This window comes from Flavicella sediminum (assembly GCF_006381105.1).
Taxonomy (GTDB): Bacteria; Bacteroidota; Bacteroidia; order Flavobacteriales; family Flavobacteriaceae; genus Flavicella; species Flavicella sediminum.
Map to the genome: position 1 here is coordinate 764390 of NZ_VDET01000002.1, position 19258 is coordinate 783647.

General features: G+C 33.8%; 17 protein-coding genes. 5 read left to right on the top strand and 12 right to left on the bottom strand.

Features of this window, described 5'->3' with window-relative positions:
- Window positions 1–45 precede the first annotated feature (45 nt).
- Window positions 46–1197 (top strand): helix-turn-helix domain-containing protein, encoded by a 1152-nt coding sequence (locus tag FGM02_RS03605; protein ID WP_139956951.1) that lies wholly within the window; start codon window positions 46–48, stop codon window positions 1195–1197.
- A gap of 3 nt (window positions 1198–1200) precedes the next feature.
- Here FGM02_RS03605 and FGM02_RS03610 read toward each other — a convergent pair whose 3' ends face one another.
- The 4 genes from FGM02_RS03610 to FGM02_RS03625 form a co-directional block, all read right to left on the bottom strand.
- Window positions 1201–1848, bottom strand: a complete 648-nt coding sequence (locus FGM02_RS03610) for a DsbA family oxidoreductase (RefSeq protein WP_139956952.1) — start codon at window positions 1846–1848, stop codon at window positions 1201–1203.
- 163 nt (window positions 1849–2011) lie between these two features.
- Window positions 2012–2668 (bottom strand): peroxiredoxin-like family protein, encoded by a 657-nt coding sequence (locus FGM02_RS03615; protein WP_139956953.1) that lies wholly within the window; start codon window positions 2666–2668, stop codon window positions 2012–2014.
- Between the two features lie 131 nt (window positions 2669–2799).
- Entirely contained in the window at window positions 2800–3363 is a 564-nt protein-coding gene (locus FGM02_RS03620) for a carboxymuconolactone decarboxylase family protein (protein ID WP_139956954.1), read from the bottom strand.
- Between the two features lie 96 nt (window positions 3364–3459).
- A complete protein-coding gene (locus FGM02_RS03625) occupies window positions 3460–4023 on the bottom strand; it encodes a TetR/AcrR family transcriptional regulator (RefSeq protein WP_139956955.1) in 564 nt (187 codons plus the stop codon).
- A 396-nt stretch (window positions 4024–4419) separates the two neighbouring features.
- Here FGM02_RS03625 and FGM02_RS03630 point away from each other — a divergent pair, with 396 nt between their 5' ends.
- Window positions 4420–5832, top strand: coding sequence for an RICIN domain-containing protein (locus tag FGM02_RS03630; protein ID WP_139956956.1), 1413 nt, complete (start codon window positions 4420–4422; stop codon window positions 5830–5832).
- A gap of 119 nt (window positions 5833–5951) precedes the next feature.
- Here the strand turns inward: FGM02_RS03630 and FGM02_RS03635 are convergent, their stop codons facing one another.
- Window positions 5952–6467: a hypothetical protein gene (locus tag FGM02_RS03635; RefSeq protein ID WP_139956957.1), complete on the bottom strand. Its 516-nt coding sequence runs from the start codon at window positions 6465–6467 to the stop codon at window positions 5952–5954.
- Between the two features lie 124 nt (window positions 6468–6591).
- On the bottom strand, window positions 6592–7056 hold the full coding sequence (locus tag FGM02_RS03640; protein ID WP_243739346.1) for a hypothetical protein: 465 nt from the start codon (window positions 7054–7056) through the stop codon (window positions 6592–6594).
- 300 nt (window positions 7057–7356) lie between these two features.
- On the opposite strand from FGM02_RS03640, the gene FGM02_RS03645 reads away from it, so the two are divergent.
- The 3 genes from FGM02_RS03645 to FGM02_RS18355 all read left to right on the top strand — a co-directional run bounded on the left by FGM02_RS03645 (window position 7357) and on the right by FGM02_RS18355 (window position 9918).
- The gene (locus FGM02_RS03645) at window positions 7357–7764 is read left to right on the top strand and encodes a hypothetical protein (protein WP_139956958.1); all 408 of its coding nucleotides are present in this window, start codon (window positions 7357–7359) and stop codon (window positions 7762–7764) included.
- Window positions 7761–7961: a helix-turn-helix transcriptional regulator gene (locus FGM02_RS03650; protein ID WP_139956959.1), complete on the top strand. Its 201-nt coding sequence runs from the start codon at window positions 7761–7763 to the stop codon at window positions 7959–7961. The genes FGM02_RS03645 and FGM02_RS03650 overlap by 4 nt, the downstream gene beginning before the upstream one ends.
- A 214-nt stretch (window positions 7962–8175) precedes the next feature.
- Window positions 8176–9918 carry a polysaccharide lyase family 7 protein gene (locus tag FGM02_RS18355; protein ID WP_317133618.1) on the top strand — a complete coding sequence of 581 codons (1743 nt, stop codon included), beginning with the start codon at window positions 8176–8178 and terminating at the stop codon, window positions 9916–9918.
- Between the two features lie 28 nt (window positions 9919–9946).
- On the opposite strand, the gene FGM02_RS03660 is transcribed toward FGM02_RS18355, so the two are convergent.
- The 6 genes from FGM02_RS03660 to FGM02_RS03685 form a co-directional block, all read right to left on the bottom strand.
- Window positions 9947–11080 (bottom strand): FAD-dependent monooxygenase, encoded by a 1134-nt coding sequence (locus FGM02_RS03660; protein WP_139956961.1) that lies wholly within the window; start codon window positions 11078–11080, stop codon window positions 9947–9949.
- 16 nt (window positions 11081–11096) lie between these two features.
- Window positions 11097–11345, bottom strand: coding sequence for a hypothetical protein (locus FGM02_RS03665; protein ID WP_139956962.1), 249 nt, complete (start codon window positions 11343–11345; stop codon window positions 11097–11099).
- Entirely contained in the window at window positions 11342–14674 is a 3333-nt protein-coding gene (locus FGM02_RS03670; protein WP_139956963.1) for a DUF3427 domain-containing protein, read from the bottom strand. Before FGM02_RS03670 ends, FGM02_RS03665 begins: the two co-directional genes overlap by 4 nt.
- A complete protein-coding gene (locus FGM02_RS03675) occupies window positions 14667–15062 on the bottom strand; it encodes a (deoxy)nucleoside triphosphate pyrophosphohydrolase (RefSeq protein ID WP_139956964.1) in 396 nt (131 codons plus the stop codon). Before FGM02_RS03675 ends, FGM02_RS03670 begins: the two co-directional genes overlap by 8 nt.
- Window positions 15063–15182: 120 nt before the next feature.
- Window positions 15183–16601: a glycoside hydrolase family 28 protein gene (locus FGM02_RS03680; RefSeq protein ID WP_139956965.1), complete on the bottom strand. Its 1419-nt coding sequence runs from the start codon at window positions 16599–16601 to the stop codon at window positions 15183–15185.
- Between the two features lie 184 nt (window positions 16602–16785).
- Entirely contained in the window at window positions 16786–19224 is a 2439-nt protein-coding gene (locus FGM02_RS03685; protein ID WP_139956966.1) for a hypothetical protein, read from the bottom strand.
- Window positions 19225–19258: the final 34 nt, after the last annotated feature.

The following is a 19258-nucleotide window of genomic DNA, read 5'->3' on the forward strand; positions in this document are numbered from 1 at the left end:
GAATCTTTAAATGCTCAGCAAATACAACGAATACTAAAAAAGACCATGCAACTGACCCCTTCGCAAAAACAAGAAATTGTTACTAAAATAAGAAATAGCAGTACCTTAAAAAATGCGCCGACAAGCAGTGCTTTATTGCAATATTTACATGAAGCTACCTTAAAAAACACGGTTTTAAAAGAAGGGGTTATTGACATAGAATTTTTTGGCAGCAAAGAAATTGAAGAGCGCAACAATCCTCGAGTTCGGGTAAATGTGTACAACTTAAGGAAGAAACTTGTGTCTTATTATACCGAAGAAGGCAAAGAAGATCTTTGGCGACTTTCCATAGAAAAAGGACAATACAAGGTAAGTTTTGCTAAATCTGAAATTTATACAAAACCGAAACGAAAAATAAATTGGAAGCAACTAATTCCTTATACAGGTTTGGTTATTGCCATTGCTACTATTATTTCAATGAATACCACGCCAAAAGCACCTAAAATTTGGAAAAGCTTTTTAGAAACAGAGGAGCATAGTAATTTATTTATCGGAGATCATTTTGGAATTACGGGAACTACCATTACCAATGGCTACGGTTGGACACGTGATTTTAATATCAATACCACCAATGAGTTTTACCAACTTTTAGACGCACAACCAGAGTTAAGAGATAAAATAAAACCGGCACAATATAGCTATAGCACCAGAATGAGTGCTATTACCACTCAGAAATTACAAGAGCTCTATCAGCAGCATGATCGGAAATTTGAAATTCGATTTTCTACACAAACTTCTATTCCCGAAATAAAAGAAAGAAATGCTATTTATGTAGGGCCTACCAAAAACAAAAATCAATTTCTTACTTTTTTTAATGAAGGGAATCCTTATTGTAAAATTAAAGAAGAGCAATTAGTTGTTTCCAAGCACCCGGAAATAAAGGACATAAAAATCCCATTAAATTCTAAAACCACAACGGAAGAATACGCAATTGTTTCAAAATATGCGAGCATTGGAAATAAAGAACATTTTGTGTTTTTTTCACAGCACGATATTGGTGTAAGTGCCACCGTAGCTTATTTTACAAATTTAGACAGCATTGCCCAGTTTGAAAAAAAGTACTTGCCCAAACACCAACATTTTACGGCCATTTATAAAGTCAAAGGTTTGAACAGAACAGACACTAATTTAAAATTAATTCAAGTCATTCCTTTTTAGACTTTATTTATTTTCGAGAAACTCAGTTAACACTTGTTTAAACACACTAACAGGTTGTGCTCCTGTAACGGCATTTTTTCTATTAAAAACAATGGTAGGCACAGAACGAACACCTAATTTTTGCCAATAGCCTTCCTGCTCTTTTACTTCGTTTCTTATTTCTTCGTTGTCTAATCTTGCCAAAGCTTCTTCAGCATTTAAACCTACGGCTAACAAAGCCTCTTTTAAAACAGTTCTTTTTGAAACATCTTTTCGCTCACTAAAAAAAGAAGCCGTTAGGCGCATTTTTAATTCTGTTTGCTTGCCAAATTCTTTTGCATATTCCAACAAAATATGGGCTTCAAAAGTATTTGCCATACGCATGTCTTCAAAAAAGTCAAAGTCAAAGCCTAGTTCAGCACCAGCTTCCGTCATTTGGTCTTGCGATTGTTTTTGTTGTTCTGACGTAGAACCATATTTTTCAGCAATATGTTCCTGTAAATTTTGACCTTCCACCGGCATATTCGGATTTAATTCAAAAGGCTGCCATTCAATTTCTACCTGATCTTCAATACCTAATTCAACAATTGCTTTTTCCAAACGTTTGTAACCAATGGTACACCAAGGGCATACAACATCAGAAACAATATCTATTTTTAATTTTTCTTTCATTTTAGTTTTGTTTTTAATTTATCATCCTTCATTGCCGCCGTCCTTTAAAATGAAGCAACCGTCGAACAAGGATTTTATAGTCGTTAAAATAAGGAAATACCTACATTAAAAAGAGTCGCTATTTGAAATAAATTCCTTCGTTAAGGACTTTAATTTTTTTTTCTTATTTCAATTTTGATAAGGCTGAAATAATTTCGGAAGGCTCTGCTCTATTTCTATAATCTTCGTCTAAAAAGGCATATTGAATGATTCCTTTTTGATCAATGACATAGGTGGCAGCTAAGGGCAACTGATTTCCTTCATCTCCATTATAAGCACTCAACCCAAAAGCTGTTTCGTAAATAGCTGCTACTTCTTTGGTGAGTTCAAAAACAACTCCAAATTCTTTTGCTACTTTATTGCCAACATCACTTAAAACCGAAAATTCTAAATTATTTTTTTCAGAAGTACTTAACGATTTGTCTGGTAATTCTGGTGTTAACGCTAATAAGCTTGCTCCTGCTTTTTGAAATTCAGGCAATTTTTCTTGTAAATAGTGCAAGGTAATATTGCAATAGGGACACCAGCCACCTCGGTACCAAGTCAATACCACTGGACCTTTTTTCAATTCTTCAGCTAAAGAAACAGATGTATTTAAAGCATTTTTTAAACTAAAATTAGGTGCTTTATCACCTATGGTTAAAGCTTTCTCTAATACGCCTGAATTTTTAACCGCTAAAATTCCATCGGCATAAATTTGAAGGCGTTCTTCTGTAAATTTTTTAGAAGCCTCATTTCGTTTGTTTTCTAATAAAGAGTCTAAAGTAGTTGACTTGTTCATGTAATTTTTTTTAAATATTTTATTTCAAACTTCTTTTTCTCAAGGAATGCGTTTCAAACTATTTGAAGACGACCAAACTTCCGCAAAAATCACGGAAGTTTGGTCACATTCACTTTGTATTATTTATAAACTTAAGAAGCTACATTTTCTTTTGTCCAAGCAAACTTTTGAAAAGGGGCATCTACAGGTGTATTGGCAATATGATTGGTATAGTTACTAATCACTTTTTGTGACAATCCTAAAATTACTTCTAATACTTGTTGCTCACCATAACCTACTGCATAAAATGCTTGTAATTCTTCTGGAGTTACATGTCCTCTATTTCTAGTAATTACTAAAGTTAAGGTACGTAAGGCTTCTAATTTCGGGTTTTCAAGTGGCGTTTCATTACGCAAAGCCTCTGAAATACTTTGATCCACTTTCATCATGTTTGCAATGGCCGTATGTGCAGGAACACAATAATGACATGCATGCTCTACATTAATTGTTTGCCAAACCACCGTTAACTCCTCTTTGTCAAATGAAGTCTCTGTAAATAATTTATGAATGGTTTGGTAGGCTTCTAAAATACCAGGAGCTCCTGCTAAAACACCATGTAAACCAGGTATCATTCCATTTGATTTTAAAGATTGTTCTAATAAAGCCTTGCTACCTTCAGGTGCTGATTCAATGTTGTGAATTTTTAAAGTTGTCATATTTTCTAATTTTTAATTTGTGATGAATTATTTTATTTCTGTTTTTATAAATTTTCAATAACTAAACAATCGGTTAGTTATTGTGTAAAAAAAATGTCAAAGATTTTTAAAGGTCATTTCTATATAATCTTCTATTTCTTTTTTATCATTTACACGGGTTGCTGCTGCCAAACCGTGTTTTGCTAAGACCAAAAAATTGGCTTGTTTTTGAAGCGTTTCGTCATTTTTAGTGCTATCCATTTTTAGTTTTTCAATAAATAAATTCTTCAAGCTTTTCATAAAAGAAGCCATTTGTTCTTTTATAATTTGATCTTCGCTTCCTGAAAATTCATTGTAAGTATTTGTCACCATACAGCCTTTTTCAAATCCTTGTTGGTACCCTATGGCCACCGAATCATAAAAAAATTGTTTGATATCTTCCACACCACCAGAAGCATTTTTAAATTTATCAAACATCGTTTTGGTCTTTTCTTGATAACATTTTAAGCTCTCTACAAAAACCCCATGTTTGTTTCCAAAACTGGCATAGATCGAAAATTTATTGATGCCCATTTGTTTTTCAAGCATCTGCATAGAAGTATTTTCATAGCCATTGCGCCAAAATAGGTACATCGCCTTTTCTATTACTTCTTCTTCGTTATATTGTTTTTTTCTTGCCATGATTTCTAACTACACAGCAAAACTAAACAATCGGTTAGTTATAAAAAAATATTTTCTGAATTTTAACACTTTGTTGGCTTTTAAACTTTCCCGTTCATCACTTCAAATTTGCAAGCACCCCCAAACTAAAACAACAACACACCACTGAACAACAGGTATTTATACCTATTATTTATTTATCTCAATCCTGAGATTAACGCTACATTTATTCATAACTAAATGTCTCATAACAGTTATTTATCTCAATCATTGCATGCATATGTATAAAACAGAAGAATAGCGCCCGCATTTCTTTTCTATTCCTTTTTTAAGCTGTAATTCTGTTGTCACAAGTTTTTAAAAACCTGTGACTTAACTAAATAAAATCAACCCTTAAAAACAAAAACCATGTTAAAAATGAAACACTTAAGTTATTGCCTATTGACTGTTTTCGTATTTCTTACTTATTCTTGTTCTACTATAGAGGAAATAGAAAATGAACTAGAAACGGAACAAAGTTCTATTGATGAAACAGTCCTCGATCCAAAATCTAAAAAACGGAATTTTAAAGCTCCTACTTCCACAGGACATCATTATGTTGAAAATTTAGAATATGTACTTGGCGATGTAAAGCAAGCGCAAATTACCAACGCGTATACCAATACAACAATTATTGACAACGCCTTAGATGGCTTTGAAGAAATGGGTGTAAATGGGATTCGTATTGCCATTTTTGCAGATAATGTAAACCCAAACGAAACCATGTATGATTATTTTTATACACAAGCCAAAGCAAGAGGTTTTAAAATATTTGCGAATCCTGCGCAAGGATCTGGAGGAGCCCGTATTGCCAATGGTATACTAAATGGGACAGTTGCTTCCGTTAAAAATTCAACAGCTACCAATGCTTTAATTACTCGTATAAAAGCTTTTGCTCAACAATATAGCTGCGATTGGATTAACCCTTTTAATGAAGATAGCCGTCCGGGAACCCTTTGGTATGCAGGCCAATTTAATAATATCTATTCCGCCTTGTACGGACAAGTAAACGGGGCAGAATTAATTGGCTCATGCGACTGGGGTATTGAAGCAGGTATTTTGTCTCTTCAGCAAACAAATATTAAAAATTATATTTCCATTGCTTCCACTCATAATTTAGGGTTTCAACATTCCTTATGGCCTGATTATATTGCTGCCGCAGGATCCTTGCCTGTTTGGGATTCAGAAACCAACAACAATGTAAAATATACAGGAGTGGCTACTCGAATTGACGCGGCCATTGCTGCCGGTGTAGATGGTATTGTTTTATACAATAGCTGGAATACGATTAACAATACTACAGGTGAATTAAAGTCTGCAGGACAAGATTTAAAAGATAAATTCACCCAATATTATTATCTAAAAAATAAGCAAAGTCTAAAAAAGATTAAACCTTATAGCGATGTTCTAGAAAACTCATTGATCGTTCAAGTTCCGAATTCTTGGTCAGGTACATTTTCACAATGGGAAATAGTTCCAACAGACAATGGTTATTTCCGTTTTAGAAATAGAGGCTCTAAAATGTATTTCCGTCCAACAAACAGCAATGATTATTCCGATATTTATTCCGTATCATCTTTTTCTGGTAGTGGAACACATGTGCAGTGGAAAACTGTAACCGCTAGCGATGGATATCTATTCATTCAAAACCGTGCAACTGGGAAAAATATAAGAAGCAGAAATGATGACGACATCGACATCAACAATAGTGAATCTGCAATAAAAATTAACCAAGCTCCTACTAGTTGGACTGGTGATAGAACAAAATGGGAATTGATAAAAGCGAATTAACAGCAACTCACAATCCCATAAATTAATAGATTTAGCAACTTCTACATATTAAAAACGAAAAGTCGCCTAAAACATACTGTTTCGGCGACTTTTATAAATATTAGGAATTTTATTGCTACTTATACAAACAACATCACTAGCGTTAATACAATTCCTGCCAAGGCAAAATACATCCCTTTTTTAAATACTGGCATTTTTGGGGTGTACATCCAAAATGCAGAAACCACAAAGAATAATAAGGAAGCTCCGAAAAAGAGATTTAAAAAATACAATGGGCTATTTGTTGTGGCTTTGTGCATATGCACCATTTTATCTAAAACAAAAGGCAACTCCATTTTTTTTAGGGTTGCAACACCCGTTTTTTGATTGTAATTTCCTTCTTTGAAATAAACAATACCTCCTTCTTTTTTTTCAACTTTTAACTTCATTTTTAATTTCGGACTTACTTGCTGTCCTGTTAAATTTGGTTCTAGTTGTTTTTCAATTAGGACTTCATTTTTTAAAAAGTTTGTTTTTCTGAAAACCAATACAACGCCGCTTAAAGCGTAAACCGCCATAATACCAGCTAAAAAATAACCAAGGTATCGGTGAATAATTCTCATTTTAAGGGAAGCGGGTGAATTCTTTTTTGCCATAAGCTATTTCTATTTTTAAGAGTGTATTTTTTACGTAGCCAAAATAAGCTCTTTTATGGAAATTTACCCTCCTTTTTTAAATAGAATTTCTAGCCTTTTTAAAGTATACAATTAGGTGATTTATTTAGTATTTAATTTCTAAATCCAATTGCCTACCTGATTCCAAAGCTTTTTTATCCATATTTGCACCAATGGCAATGCCAATACCCATGCCTAAGGGAATGCCCAAACCTATCAAACCCATATTTTCTGTAAATATACCTAGCGGAATACCAAAAATGGCCATACCCAAGCCCATACCAATAACCATCCAATTGTTGCGATAATGATTGATAGCCACAATTTTAAGATCTTTTTCTAAGAGAACAATAATATAGGACAAACATCTTTTGGTTTGCTTTTTCAATTCTAGATCTTCATCCGGAATTAAATTTAAGGAATAGATTGAAGCACTAATTGCGCTCATAACATTCTCTGGAATTTCTTTTTCTCGTAGTGCAAGCAAAAGATTTTCTAGTTGTGTATACGCATCAAAAAGCTTTTTGTTTTGTTCAATGCCGTTTCTCTTTTTCAATTCTTTTGTTGTCATCTTTTTCTTTTAAACTACCTACCAATTTTTATTTCTTTAGCATTTTTAAATATCCATAGCTTCTTTTTCATGGCATCCAAGCGTCCTATAAAACTATTGTCAAATTCGAATGCTTAAATTTAGTAATTATTTTTTTAGCTAAAACATTCGCTGTCTATTCTTTGATTCTACAAATCAAACTTAAATATCCGCAAATAAAAGACTAACAAACATGACTAAAAGTAAATAAAACTTTACATTTTAAAAAAATACACTACCTTTGTGTCAAACAAACTTTACAAAATCTTAAATTTTATTTTTATGAAAACAACAAATTGGGAAATTCAAGTTAAAAAAAACACGAAAAAATTAGCCATCTGGACAGCATTATGGACAAGCTCAATGGCACTGGCTACCTTTGGTCCAAAATTTATTTGGGATGAAAACACAATACTTACTATTCTTGCTGTTCTTTTAAACGCTTTATTAGGTTTGGGAATGATTTTGATGAATATCAGACATATTAATGCCTTAGATGATCTTCAAAAAAAAATACAATTAGACGCCATGGGAATAGCACTAGGAACGGGTGTTGTTGGAGGGTTAAGTTATTCTTTATTAGACATAACAAACCTTATTAGCAACGATGCTGAAATTTCTTTCCTAGTAATTTTTATGAGTGTTACTTATATGATAAGTTTACTAATTGGACAAAAGCGCTACAAATGAAAAATAGATTAAAAGTACTTCGAGCAGAATACAATTTCACGCAGGCCGACCTTGCCAACAAACTTGGCGTATCAAGACAGACTGTTAATGCAATTGAAAAAGGAAAATTTGATCCTAGTTTACCACTAGCCTTTAAAATGTCAAAATTATTTCAATTGTCTATTGAGGAAATTTTTCAAAATGAGGAATTGGAATAATAGCTATGAAAACTACTTCTGTTACAACGAGGATTTTTTCACACTCTACGCAACTGGCAAAGCCCCCTCCTTTCATTTAAATATCAAGCATTTATGTAAATACTTTTCCTTTATTTTTTATGTAAACTCAAAATAATTACTTTTATTTGTTTTCTGTAATTGGTTTACCAATATGGATAACCAATTTGTAAATTTTATTTTAACCAACGTTTCCATGAAGAATTCTATATCAAATTACCTACGTTTCTATGCCTTCTTTATTTTAGTAGCAAGTACAATAACACCTGCGCTAAGTCAAGTTCCTTCCGACTTTATGGAGAATTGCCAACAATGGAAAATTACCTACCCAACAGGAACTGAAGACAAAACCTTGTGTAACGAACCTAACAACGAATTCTTTTATGTAAACGAAGCTAATACGGCCATCGTTTTTCGTGCTCCTATTAGAAACGACAATGGAACCACTCCTAATTCTAGCAATATTCGTTCTGAGCTTCGTGAAAGAAAACCAGACGGAAGCGCTGATGTTTACTGGACTACCGAAGGAACACATAGCGTTTATGTTAAACAGGCCATTACGCATTTACCCATCAACAAATCGCAATTGGTAGCTACGCAAATTCATGGAAACAAAGAGGATGGTATTGATGATTCTATGGTAATGCGTTTGGAAGACACCCACCTATTCTTATCTTTTAATGGTGGAAAACTACGAAGTAATATTACTATTAAATCCAACTATGTGCTTGGAACCATTCATGAAGTTATTTTTTTAGTGGTGGACGATAAGCATTACTGCTATTATGCTGAAGATGGAAATCTTTTCAATGCTTACAACAACGGAACGGCAGAGGCCTACCTAATAAAAGATGGCGACAACGATTTTGTTATGGACTTGAACTACGATCAGTCTTATTTTAAAATTGGAAACTATACCCAAAGCAATGCAAATGCCGAAGGAACAGACACGGACAACCCAAATAATTATGGAGAGGTTTTGGTTTATGATTTTTCTGTTCAGCACGGAATACAAAACGTTTCAGGGGTTTCCTTAGCGCCAAATACAGCAAACCTTAGCCTTGGCAACAGTTTGCAATTAACACCAAGCATACGTCCGGCTAGTGCTACTAATTTGGGGGTAAGCTATTCAACCAGTGATGCTTCAATTGCCACGGTTAACGAAACCGGTTTGGTTACAGGCCTTGCCAAAGGAACGGCCACTATTACTGTAACCACCAATGATGGTGGCTTTACGGCTAGCAGCAATATTACTATTATAGCCGCTGCTTCGGGACCTAATTTGGCATTGCATGCGGCAACTACAGGAACGGGTACCGCAGATGGCGAAAATATTGTAAGCAACCTAGTAGATGATGAAACAGATACTCGTTGGTCGGTTTCTGGTTTTCCGCAAACGGCTACAATAAATTTAGGCACTGTGTATTCCCTAGGAAGAACGGAATTAGTTTGCTATTCAGACCGAGCGTATCAATTTACCGTATCAGCAGCAACTACAGAAAACGGTCCTTATACGGAACTTGTCAATCGTATTGAAAACACAACTCCTGGAACTTCTGAAAATCCGATTATTGATATTTTTTCTGCGGTAGATGCGCAATTCCTAAAAATTACCACAACTGGCGCAGCCACTTATTCGGGTTCTTGGGTAAGCTTGGCTGAATTCAGGGTTTTTGCAAGTGAGGCTTTGTCTATTGATACTTACCAAGATGTAACAGAAAACACCCTACTTTGGCCCAATCCGGCATCAAATTTTGTCAAGCTAAAAAACTTCCAAAATTTTGAATTCTTAGAAATTTACAATCAGCTGGGAACATTAATTAGCAGTCAGCCCCTTGAAACAGAAACTATAGCTATTTCAAATTTGAATTCTGGGCTCTATCTTTTTAAATTCATTGGAAAAAATAGCATTCTTGTAAAACCGTTGGTTAAAAAATAATCTTGCCAAACATTTTTTTGTTTTCGAATTAGATCTTTGTCAGTTCAAAAATTTGTGCTGATTGTTTTCTACTCATAGCACTTGGCATTGCCCGCATCATGGTATTCCGAAGGGCGCGAAGCACCGGATTAGATAGATGTGCCATTTTGCCTAAGATCCAACTTGCACTGACCACTTGATGGGCTTTGGCAATTCGTAGTTTTTGAAATTCTGCAAAGGCCTTGTGGACCTCATATTTTTGCAAACATTCCGACAATACATAGGCATCTTCAATGGCCTGACAGGCTCCTTGTCCCATATTGGGTGTGGTGGCATGTGCAGCGTCGCCAAGCAGACAAACATTTTGTTGATACCAATTGCCACTTGGTTTTAAATCGGAAATTTTAGCGGTGTGTATCTGTTGTTTATTGGTACTCTCAATCAAATTTTTAATGATAGGATGATAGGCATCAAAATAATTTTCAATCTGTGCCAACGATAATTCCTCAGCTTCTTTTTTAAAAGATTTTAACGCATACCAATACACTTTATTTTCCGCTATTTGCACAAAACCAAAACGCTCTGTTTTGCCCCAAGCTTCATTCAGCTCGTTTTTATAAGTCGCGGGCAGCCTAAAATCAGTGATTCCACGCCAACAAATTTGCTTGGCTTTTCGAATTTCATTCTCTGGAAATAATTCTTGTCGCACCTTGGAATGCAAACCATCTGCAGCAATTAATACTTCCGATTGTACTTCCTTTCCATTGTCAAATTGCAAAGTATGGCCTTGGGTATTTTTACAAATACCGGTCAGTTTGTGCTGTAAATGTATTTCTGTCGACTTTAATTCACGAATCAATAATTGCTGCAAAACACCTCTGTGAATGGCCGTATTTTTTACTTGGTATTTTTTCTCAAAATAACTCAAGTCTATGTTAGACAAGGGACTTAAATTGGCCTTGGTGATGTTCATGGCTGAAACTGGATTTCCAAGTTTTTCTATAGCCGTTTTTAAACCCAAATGCTGATATACTTGCATGGCATTGTTGGCTAAAATAATACCTGCCCCAACAGCTTGTATTTTTTCTGCTTGCTCAAAAACTCGAACGGTAAAACCTTTTTGTTCCAATGCAATGGCAGTTGTTAAACCTCCTATTCCTGCGCCTATAATGTCTATGGTCATATTGCGAATTAAGTTTTTATGCAATTAGTTTAACACCAAATAAATATTCATCTAAGTCATGTTCCGTACAGAAATGCACATCACTTTCTGTTTTACGTAAAAGGAAATTTATAAGATTTTCATGACTCGTAAATACTCTAAAGGAATATCCTTCATAATTATAAATATAAAAAACAGTACTTGTCGTTTTATCCGAAACTTCAATTATATCAATAGTTCTTGAAGCTCTTAAATATTCTGTATTTATGGTTTTAATTCTATTCATTTTAAAACTTCTACAAATTCTCCAACTACATTCATTTCCTTAGCATTATCCTCATTGATAACAATATCTTTATAAGTCGGTTCGAAAGAATTAGGCTTCAATAAAATTTCCAAATGTTCCCAACCTTCTTCCGTTACATTTTTCTGACTAGCAAAAGTTTTCACCGTAAAAGCAGAATTGAAATCTGGGTCTTGTATATCATGGTTTTCTATCAAAAAAATTTTACCCGAACGTGAACCCCCAGAATATTTCTTAAAAACACAAATAGAACCATTTGGAATTCTTTTATTCATTGATTCTCCAATAACTTTACAAGCGAAATAATCTGAATTCAAAGAATATTTTTCAGGAGCTTCAATTTGTGTATACGTTTTTTCAGATTGTAAATCAGAGAAATTCCCAGCAGCAGCATAAAAATCATACAACGGAATTGTAAACATTTTCTTTGGTTTAATCTCTTCTTTTACCTCGTCGACTTCAACATTATTTGATATAATATATTTATACAAATCCTCTGTAACAGGTTGTTCTAATTGAAATTTAAAATGTACAATTGGAGTTTTTCTATCAGGCATCACCGCTTGTTCTACAGAATTCGGAATTATAGAACAATCTCCCATAAAATAAAAATCAGTTCCTTCTCCGTCTCTTTTCTTTACAAAAAGTAATATTCGCTTAGAATCAACTACCTTTTTAATATCCTTACTATCAATCTTTCTACTCGATTTTGACTCCCATGCAAAAACAGATGGATTTACAAAATAGTCATTATATTTTATTGATGCTTCTATGTCATCCGATTTTTTATAAGTAACAAAACATGGTGTTTTTTCATCAACCGTCATGTATCCGTTTAAAACACTACTTAAATCTTTCTCCCAGTTCAACAAACGACAAACATCTTTCCGACCATATTTATTATATAACACTAAACCGTTCTTAAAATAATTTTCCTTAAAGTTTTTATTGAAGGAAATAATAGAATAATTTGCAGAATCTAATAAGTATTTTCTAAAATCATTTTGAGTTAAATGTTCTATAAAATCATTGTGAAATTTGAATATATCGTCCTCTAATACAAGAATATTTTTTTCCTTTCTAACAAATTCAAAATTTAAATTCCATAGGCAAGATTTTATGGTTTCGTCAGAAGGATAATAACCGTATTTATTATGTATTGCTTCTCCAAATTCTTTAAGACTAAGTTTTCCTTTTTCCAAAAGCACCTTTAGAATATAACTTTCCTCGATTCTTTTAGCATTATTAATCTCACGAGAGAACAACTCTAATAATTCGATCAATTCTTTATTCAAACTAGGTTCAAAATCTTTATCGGCTTTAACAACAAAATTATAATACGATTTGGAATATTGTACAAATAGAAAAGGGTCTCTAGTTTCGTTATTTACAAAGTCCACCATCATAGGTGTACAACCCAATCTGTATTTCAACAAGCTATAATCTTTTTTCAAGTCTGATAGAATTTTCATATTCGCAGAATCAATCGACTTGAATATTTTATCCTTGGAAATTTCATCAAAGTTAATTGTTGAAGAACCAGGAAGCATTTTACTACCTTCTGATATTAATTTTCTTAAAGTGTCTTTATTGAAAGATGTATCTCCATACAACGCAACAGGTATCAAGTAATTATTCTTGTGATTCCCAATAAAATCAACAATTGTTAAATACTCTTTTCCATTCGCTTTTCTTAAACCTCTTCCTAGTTGTTGCACAAATACAATTGCCGAATCTGTTGGCCTAATCATTAATATCTGATTAATTTTCGGAATATCTATTCCTTCATTAAAAATATCAACAGTAAAAATGTAATCTATTTTTTCATTTATATTATCCGACTCTAATAATCGAATAGCTTCAGCTCTTTCCGCTTCAGAATTACTACCCGACAAAGCAATAGTTTTAAAACCATTTAAATTGAATTTCTCAGACATCAACTTAGCTTCCGAATTTCTAGAACAAAAGATTAAACCTCTTATTATTCCATTGTCACTTCCATACAATTGTGCTTTTTCTATAATTTTTGAAACTCTTTCATCAGTTGTTAAAAGATTAAAATCCTTTGTATTTTCTAGCTCCTCATTATTCACTATTAAATCTGTAATTCCAAAATAATGAAATTGGCTAAGCATACCTTCTTCCATTGCTCGATTCAATCGAATTTCATATGCAATATTATGGTCAAACAAACTAAAAATATCATTTCCATCTGTACGCTCAGGAGTTGCTGTCATCCCTAATAAAAATTTCGGATTGAAATATTCTATTAATCGCAAATAAGAATCTGCACCTGACCTGTGTGATTCATCAATAATAATATAATCAAAATGGTCTTTGTCAAATTTTGATAAATGGTCTTCTCTAGAAATTGTTTGCACCGTAGAAAAAACAAAATCTGCATCTAAATCTCTATTATTTCCAGAGTATAGACCCAAAGTTTTTTTCTTCTTAAATATTTTTCGAAAAGTTTCCAAGGCCTTTTGAGCAATATTCAATCGATGAACAACGAATAATAATTTTTTAGGTTGAAATGCTTCTACATCAAAAGCGGCTAAATATGTTTTCCCTGTTCCTGTAGCTGAAATTATTAGTGCTTTAGTTTTTTCATCAATTCGTAAATTCTCTAAATTTTGAAGAGCTTCCGTCTGCATAGCATTTGGAACAATTTCCTCTGCTACTGTTTCTTCTGGAATTTCAATCTTTGATAACTTAGCTTTATTATAAATTATTTCATATTCTCTAATAAAATCGCTTGTTACTATTGTGGCCTCTTTAAAATCGATTTCAAATTCTGAAAGAACATTATTTACAATTTCACTGGAGTGTAAACCTGAAACTTTTAAATTCCATTCCTTATTTGTTGTTAAAGCGGAAGATGTCAAATTACTACTTCCAACAATAATATTATAATATTCCTTTGTTTTAAAAATATAACCTTTTGAATGCGCGTTATTCTTTGTTGATATTTTCAATTCAACATTGGTAAACTTCAACAGTTTTTTAAGAGCTTCTGGTTGTGTAAAATTTAAATATTGAGATACTAGTATTTTACCTTTGATTCCTTTTTCTTCTAAAACCAATAATTCATTTAACAACACAGCAATTCCACTTGTTGTTACAAATGCAACAGAAATAATAAACTCGTCACAAAAGCTTAATTCTTGAAGCAGTGTTGAAAGTACCTTTTCTTTAGGAATTTGTTTGTTTACTAATAATTTAGGCCGATATAAAACTTCCGACTCTGTTTCTTTATCTATAAATCCAGTATCTAGACTTCTTTTAAAGTCATTCTTAAATGAATCATTCATTATTCATCAGTTTTGAAACAATTGGTAAATCGGCAGCAGCCCAATCTAAACTAGCCAATTTTTCTTTTGGCAACCATTGATGTGAAATATGTTCATTTAAAGTAATAGCCATTGATTTTGGTTTACAAATAAAACTATGCATTGTTAGTTCAAAATCAGGGTATGTATGAGTAACAGTCAAATACAAATCATTGATATTTGGCTCAATATTTAATTCTTCAATAAGTTCTCTTTTAAGTGCTTCTTTTTTAGTTTCTCCACTTTCAATTTTCCCACCAGGAAATTCAAATTTTTTCGATATATATTCTAATGGACTTTTATCTCTTTGAGCGCATAATATTAAATCTTCATATATTATTATTGCCGCAACTACTTCAACTTTCTTCATTTATGTCTAGCTAATTTTTCCTTTCATTCAAATCTACAAAATAAACAGAAAACACCCCCAACAAAAAAGGCCTGAAAATAAATTTCAAGCCTTTTTAAATTTGTGGTAACATCAAAATAACTAATTCACATCTACCAAAACAATTTCTTTACGTTTGTCCTCGCTTCTTAATACAAACTTGATGTTTTTTGTTTCTAGTTTGTCAATATGTCTGGCATATACCCCATAGGCAGGCGTCGCTCCTAATTTGGTGAATTCAGGATATTCGGTTTCATTTTCTGGCACTACAATTTTTGCGTCTTCGGCAGTTCCACCTCCTGGCAAACTCACTTCAATATTTTCAAATTTGATACTTCCAATTTTATGATTGGGTGTTCCGGTAAAAAAGAAACCTGAAGTGGGTGTCAATCTTAATTTTGGCAAGTCAGAAACATAGGCTTTTATATTTCTAATGGTTACATTGTTAATAGAACCCACGGGCTTTTTAGCCACACCTCTATAGGTCAAACCTCTTTCTCCTAAACGGACAAAAATGGGCATTTCTACATTTTTCATGGTAATGTTTTCTATCAATACATTGTCGATATTGGCACCATCTACACTTAGCATTTTTATACCTCCACCTCTTGTGTCGTGAATAAAACAATCTCTTACCGTAATGTTTTTATAATCTCCCATAGATTCGGTTCCAAATTTAATGGCTCCCCAATGACTGCTAATTTTACAGTCGTATACTTCAATATCTGAAGAAGGTTTTGGACTGGTCGATTTAAAACAAATGGCATCGTCACCAGAATCAATGGTTGCATTTTTAATAACTCCATGCGTACTAGAATCTATATCAATGGCATCGTTATTTCTGTTGGCATGACTGTGAATGTCTATTCCGTCTATTTCAAATTCATCACATTGAAAAAGGTGCAAAGTCCAAGCGGCTGGTTGACGTAAATGAATGTCTTTCATTTTAACCTGTGTGGCACGTACCAAACGCACTAAAAACGGTCGGTTAGAATAACGAATATTGTTATTTACATATTTGCTGTCCTTAGAAATTATACTAGAAAAATCAGGTTTTATAATCGTCAAGCCTAATTTCTTGATTGTTTTTTTAACGTTTCCAGGAGTGAACATTTCACCTTGTCCGTTAATAGTTCCTTTACCGGTAATGGATACGTTGTGCACATCTATGGCGCCTATAAAACATTGTCCGCGAAACTGACCTGTGGCATCTATAAAAGGATCTACAACGGGGTAATCGTTGGGGTTGATACTTCCTAACAATACGGTGTTTTCAGTAATCTTAAAATTGACATTGTCTTTTAATAAAATGGTTCCCGACACAAAGGTTCCTCCGTCTACAAGTACAGTTCCTCCTCCTGCTTTGGAACAGGCGTCTACTGCTTTTTGAATGGCTTGGGTGTTTACTGTTTTATTGTCGTCAAGGGCGCCAAAATCTTTTACATTCCAAACACTTTGTTTCTGACAAGAAGAAGCAAATACTACGATTAGGAAACTGACAATTTTTACTAAATTTTTCATTTGTTATTTCTTAAATATTAAAACTTGAAATTTCTATATGTTACTGTACTTCAAAATTAACCTTCTCCTAGCTTTTTTTATAGAAGTATTGGCTTATATAAACAACATATGAACAAATAGAGTTATTATGTAGCTATTTAACAAGGTTAATTTACTAGACAAAAACACACAACTCCCAAAATTCTTAGTCTTTATCTAATTTTGAAAAGGCAATAAACAATTTTCCATCTGTTGTTTTTCCTAACAGTTTCCCTGCAAAATTTGCTGCTGTTAGTCCGTTTCCTGCACCGTCAAATTCTACCACTATGTCTTTTCCTTTCTTTTTTGTTTTACGGACTTTACAACCTCTTCCATAATCTACCTCTTCGGAAGCTCCATATCGTAACGAAGAAAAATCAATATCGGTTTGTGCATTGAAACCCTTTTCAGAGCGAATTAGAATTTTAATTTTTTTAGTCGTACTGGTAATACCTTGCTTGTTTAACAATGCAATTCTTTTGTGTTTGACCAAGGGTAAAATTATATTTTTAGAACTGTGTTTGTCTTTGGCCAAATCGTCGGCTTTGGGCACATCAATAACGGCTACCGACAAATGGGTGGCTCTTCCAAATTCATCTTGTAAAATATGCGGACGTTCCAATTTATACCAATGGGTTCGGGTTCCGTCTTCGTAACTGGTATTGTTTGGTGTATAAGCCGTACCTGGGTTAAATTTCCAATGAATGCCATCTGGCGAACGCAAATAAATAGCTCTGTAATCTAAAAAAGCATTGATCATCATATGGTATTGTATGTCATCTTTCCACAACACAGGATCTTCATAATTTGAATTGCGGTATTTTTCAGGAATCAAAGAATTTCCTTGCAAAGGTCCGGTCATAATTTGATAGGGTCCTAAAGGATTTTCTCCCTTGCTCAACATCATGCCCCCTCCTTTTGTTACAAATAAGAAACGTCCATCTTTTAAATGTACCCCTGATAAATTTCGTTCAAAACGATAAAATAGTTTCGGTTTTTCTAAAGTTGTATTCGTATCAATTTCCATAACCCCCAATCGTTTCCATGGGCCATTCATTGTTTTTGAATGAAACAAAGTCGCTTTCCAATTGATCAAAGAATACATCAAAAAAGAACCATCATTTAACAAAACTACATCTGGGTTGTGTCCCAATCCGTTGTTATATTCATAAGCGGTTTCTTCTTTTACCAAATAGGGACCTGTTGGTTTTTCTGACACCACATGGGCTACGGTAGAACGTGGCCACTCCCAGTGCCCTTTGGTAGCATTTGCAGGCCAGCGGGTCACATTCATATGGTATTTTCCATCCTTGTCTTTTACAGGTCGACCACCCCAATAACTCCATTCTGGATCTTCAACACCGTTGGTTACATCGCGGGGTACAACCGCTTCGGCGCCCCAAGTATTGGATCTTAGTTTTTTATGAATTGGCATAGGTAAAATCAAATCGCTAAAAGAAGCTCCGGAAACCATTTTCACTTTGGCTTTGATTACTTTTGAAGGCTGACTTTTATTTCCACTATAATCTTGCGCCACTACCACATAGGTATTTTGGATGTCTTTCACTGGGGTAAAATCTAAATACCAATTCTTCCCAATAGCATGGGCTATTTCTTGCAAGTTTTCTCCACGGGCATCTCCTCTAAACAAGGAATAATTCTGCACATCTTTATCGCTGCTTTTTTTCCAAGAAATTTTTATTTCAGAATCGAAAACCTCAGCCTTTACATTTGTTGGAGGTGCAGGAGCTATCTTGTCTTTTTTAGCAATAACAAGCTTATTGGATGCTCCCGATTCTTTTTCATCAAAACGTGTGACTACATAGGTATACGATACACCATTGATTGGATTTTTATCCAAAAAACTAGCCGTTGCTGTTGTTCCTATTTTTTTATAGCCTTCTTTTTCATGAAATTGTCGGTACACAAAATAGGTGCTATTTTCTTTTGCCAAGCTATCTTCCCAATGCAATTGAATACCGTCTTCTTTGGCTTCAGCCACTACTTTTGGTCCTTTGTTTTTGGCATCTAACACGCTAATATTTACATAATGTAAAAACACCTTGATTTCATCTTCTGAATAAAAAGTAACGCGAACAAATGGCAAACCTGCCAAAGCATCTTCCTTTGTCAAGGTATACACTCCGCTAAAATGCTCTACAATTTTATCAGAACCTTTGAGTGCTAATTCATTGGCTAAAACTCTTTCCTGGTTTCCAAAAACCAAACTGAAAGAAATTTTCCCTTGACTGATGTATTCCAAATCGGCACCAAAAGCCCAATTAATTTTATCTCCATTTTTTGGTGTTTGATAATTTGGATTGGTATTTAATATTTTCGATTCTGCGATTCCGACATCATTGTTGCTAAACAAGGTTCCATAATGCAAACCCATTCCATATTCCCCAAGTCCTTTTACATTTTTAGTCGTCCAAAATGGCGATTGTTTGGACTGTCGCCAATAGCCTCTAACCGCTTCAAAATTTCCATCATTGACATTACCATGCGGCGCATTGTCGCCTAACAAAACATGCTGAGCTTGCAGTCCAAAATGGAACCCAACACAAGCAACACAGACTAAAATCTTAAAAAAAAGCTTTCTCATACCTATAAATTATTTCAAAAAAAAGGCGGATAGC

Bases quoted from the DNA above. Each gene is read 5' to 3' on its own strand.
- FGM02_RS03605 (WP_139956951.1), top strand. From the start codon at position 46: ATGCAACTGACCCCTTCGCAAAAACAAGAAATTGTTACTAAAATAAGA.
- FGM02_RS03610 (WP_139956952.1), bottom strand. From the start codon at position 1,848: ATGAAAGAAAAATTAAAAATAGATATTGTTTCTGATGTTGTATGCCCT.
- FGM02_RS03615 (WP_139956953.1), bottom strand. From the start codon at position 2,668: ATGAACAAGTCAACTACTTTAGACTCTTTATTAGAAAACAAACGAAAT.
- FGM02_RS03620 (WP_139956954.1), bottom strand. From the start codon at position 3,363: ATGACAACTTTAAAAATTCACAACATTGAATCAGCACCTGAAGGTAGC.
- FGM02_RS03625 (WP_139956955.1), bottom strand. From the start codon at position 4,023: ATGGCAAGAAAAAAACAATATAACGAAGAAGAAGTAATAGAAAAGGCG.
- FGM02_RS03630 (WP_139956956.1), top strand. From the start codon at position 4,420: ATGAAACACTTAAGTTATTGCCTATTGACTGTTTTCGTATTTCTTACT.
- FGM02_RS03635 (WP_139956957.1), bottom strand. From the start codon at position 6,467: ATGGCAAAAAAGAATTCACCCGCTTCCCTTAAAATGAGAATTATTCAC.
- FGM02_RS03640 (WP_243739346.1), bottom strand. From the start codon at position 7,056: ATGACAACAAAAGAATTGAAAAAGAGAAACGGCATTGAACAAAACAAA.
- FGM02_RS03645 (WP_139956958.1), top strand. From the start codon at position 7,357: ATGAAAACAACAAATTGGGAAATTCAAGTTAAAAAAAACACGAAAAAA.
- FGM02_RS03650 (WP_139956959.1), top strand. From the start codon at position 7,761: ATGAAAAATAGATTAAAAGTACTTCGAGCAGAATACAATTTCACGCAG.
- FGM02_RS18355 (WP_317133618.1), top strand. From the start codon at position 8,176: ATGAAGAATTCTATATCAAATTACCTACGTTTCTATGCCTTCTTTATT.
- FGM02_RS03660 (WP_139956961.1), bottom strand. From the start codon at position 11,080: ATGACCATAGACATTATAGGCGCAGGAATAGGAGGTTTAACAACTGCC.
- FGM02_RS03665 (WP_139956962.1), bottom strand. From the start codon at position 11,345: ATGAATAGAATTAAAACCATAAATACAGAATATTTAAGAGCTTCAAGA.
- FGM02_RS03670 (WP_139956963.1), bottom strand. From the start codon at position 14,674: ATGAATGATTCATTTAAGAATGACTTTAAAAGAAGTCTAGATACTGGA.
- FGM02_RS03675 (WP_139956964.1), bottom strand. From the start codon at position 15,062: ATGAAGAAAGTTGAAGTAGTTGCGGCAATAATAATATATGAAGATTTA.
- FGM02_RS03680 (WP_139956965.1), bottom strand. From the start codon at position 16,601: ATGAAAAATTTAGTAAAAATTGTCAGTTTCCTAATCGTAGTATTTGCT.
- FGM02_RS03685 (WP_139956966.1), bottom strand. From the start codon at position 19,224: ATGAGAAAGCTTTTTTTTAAGATTTTAGTCTGTGTTGCTTGTGTTGGG.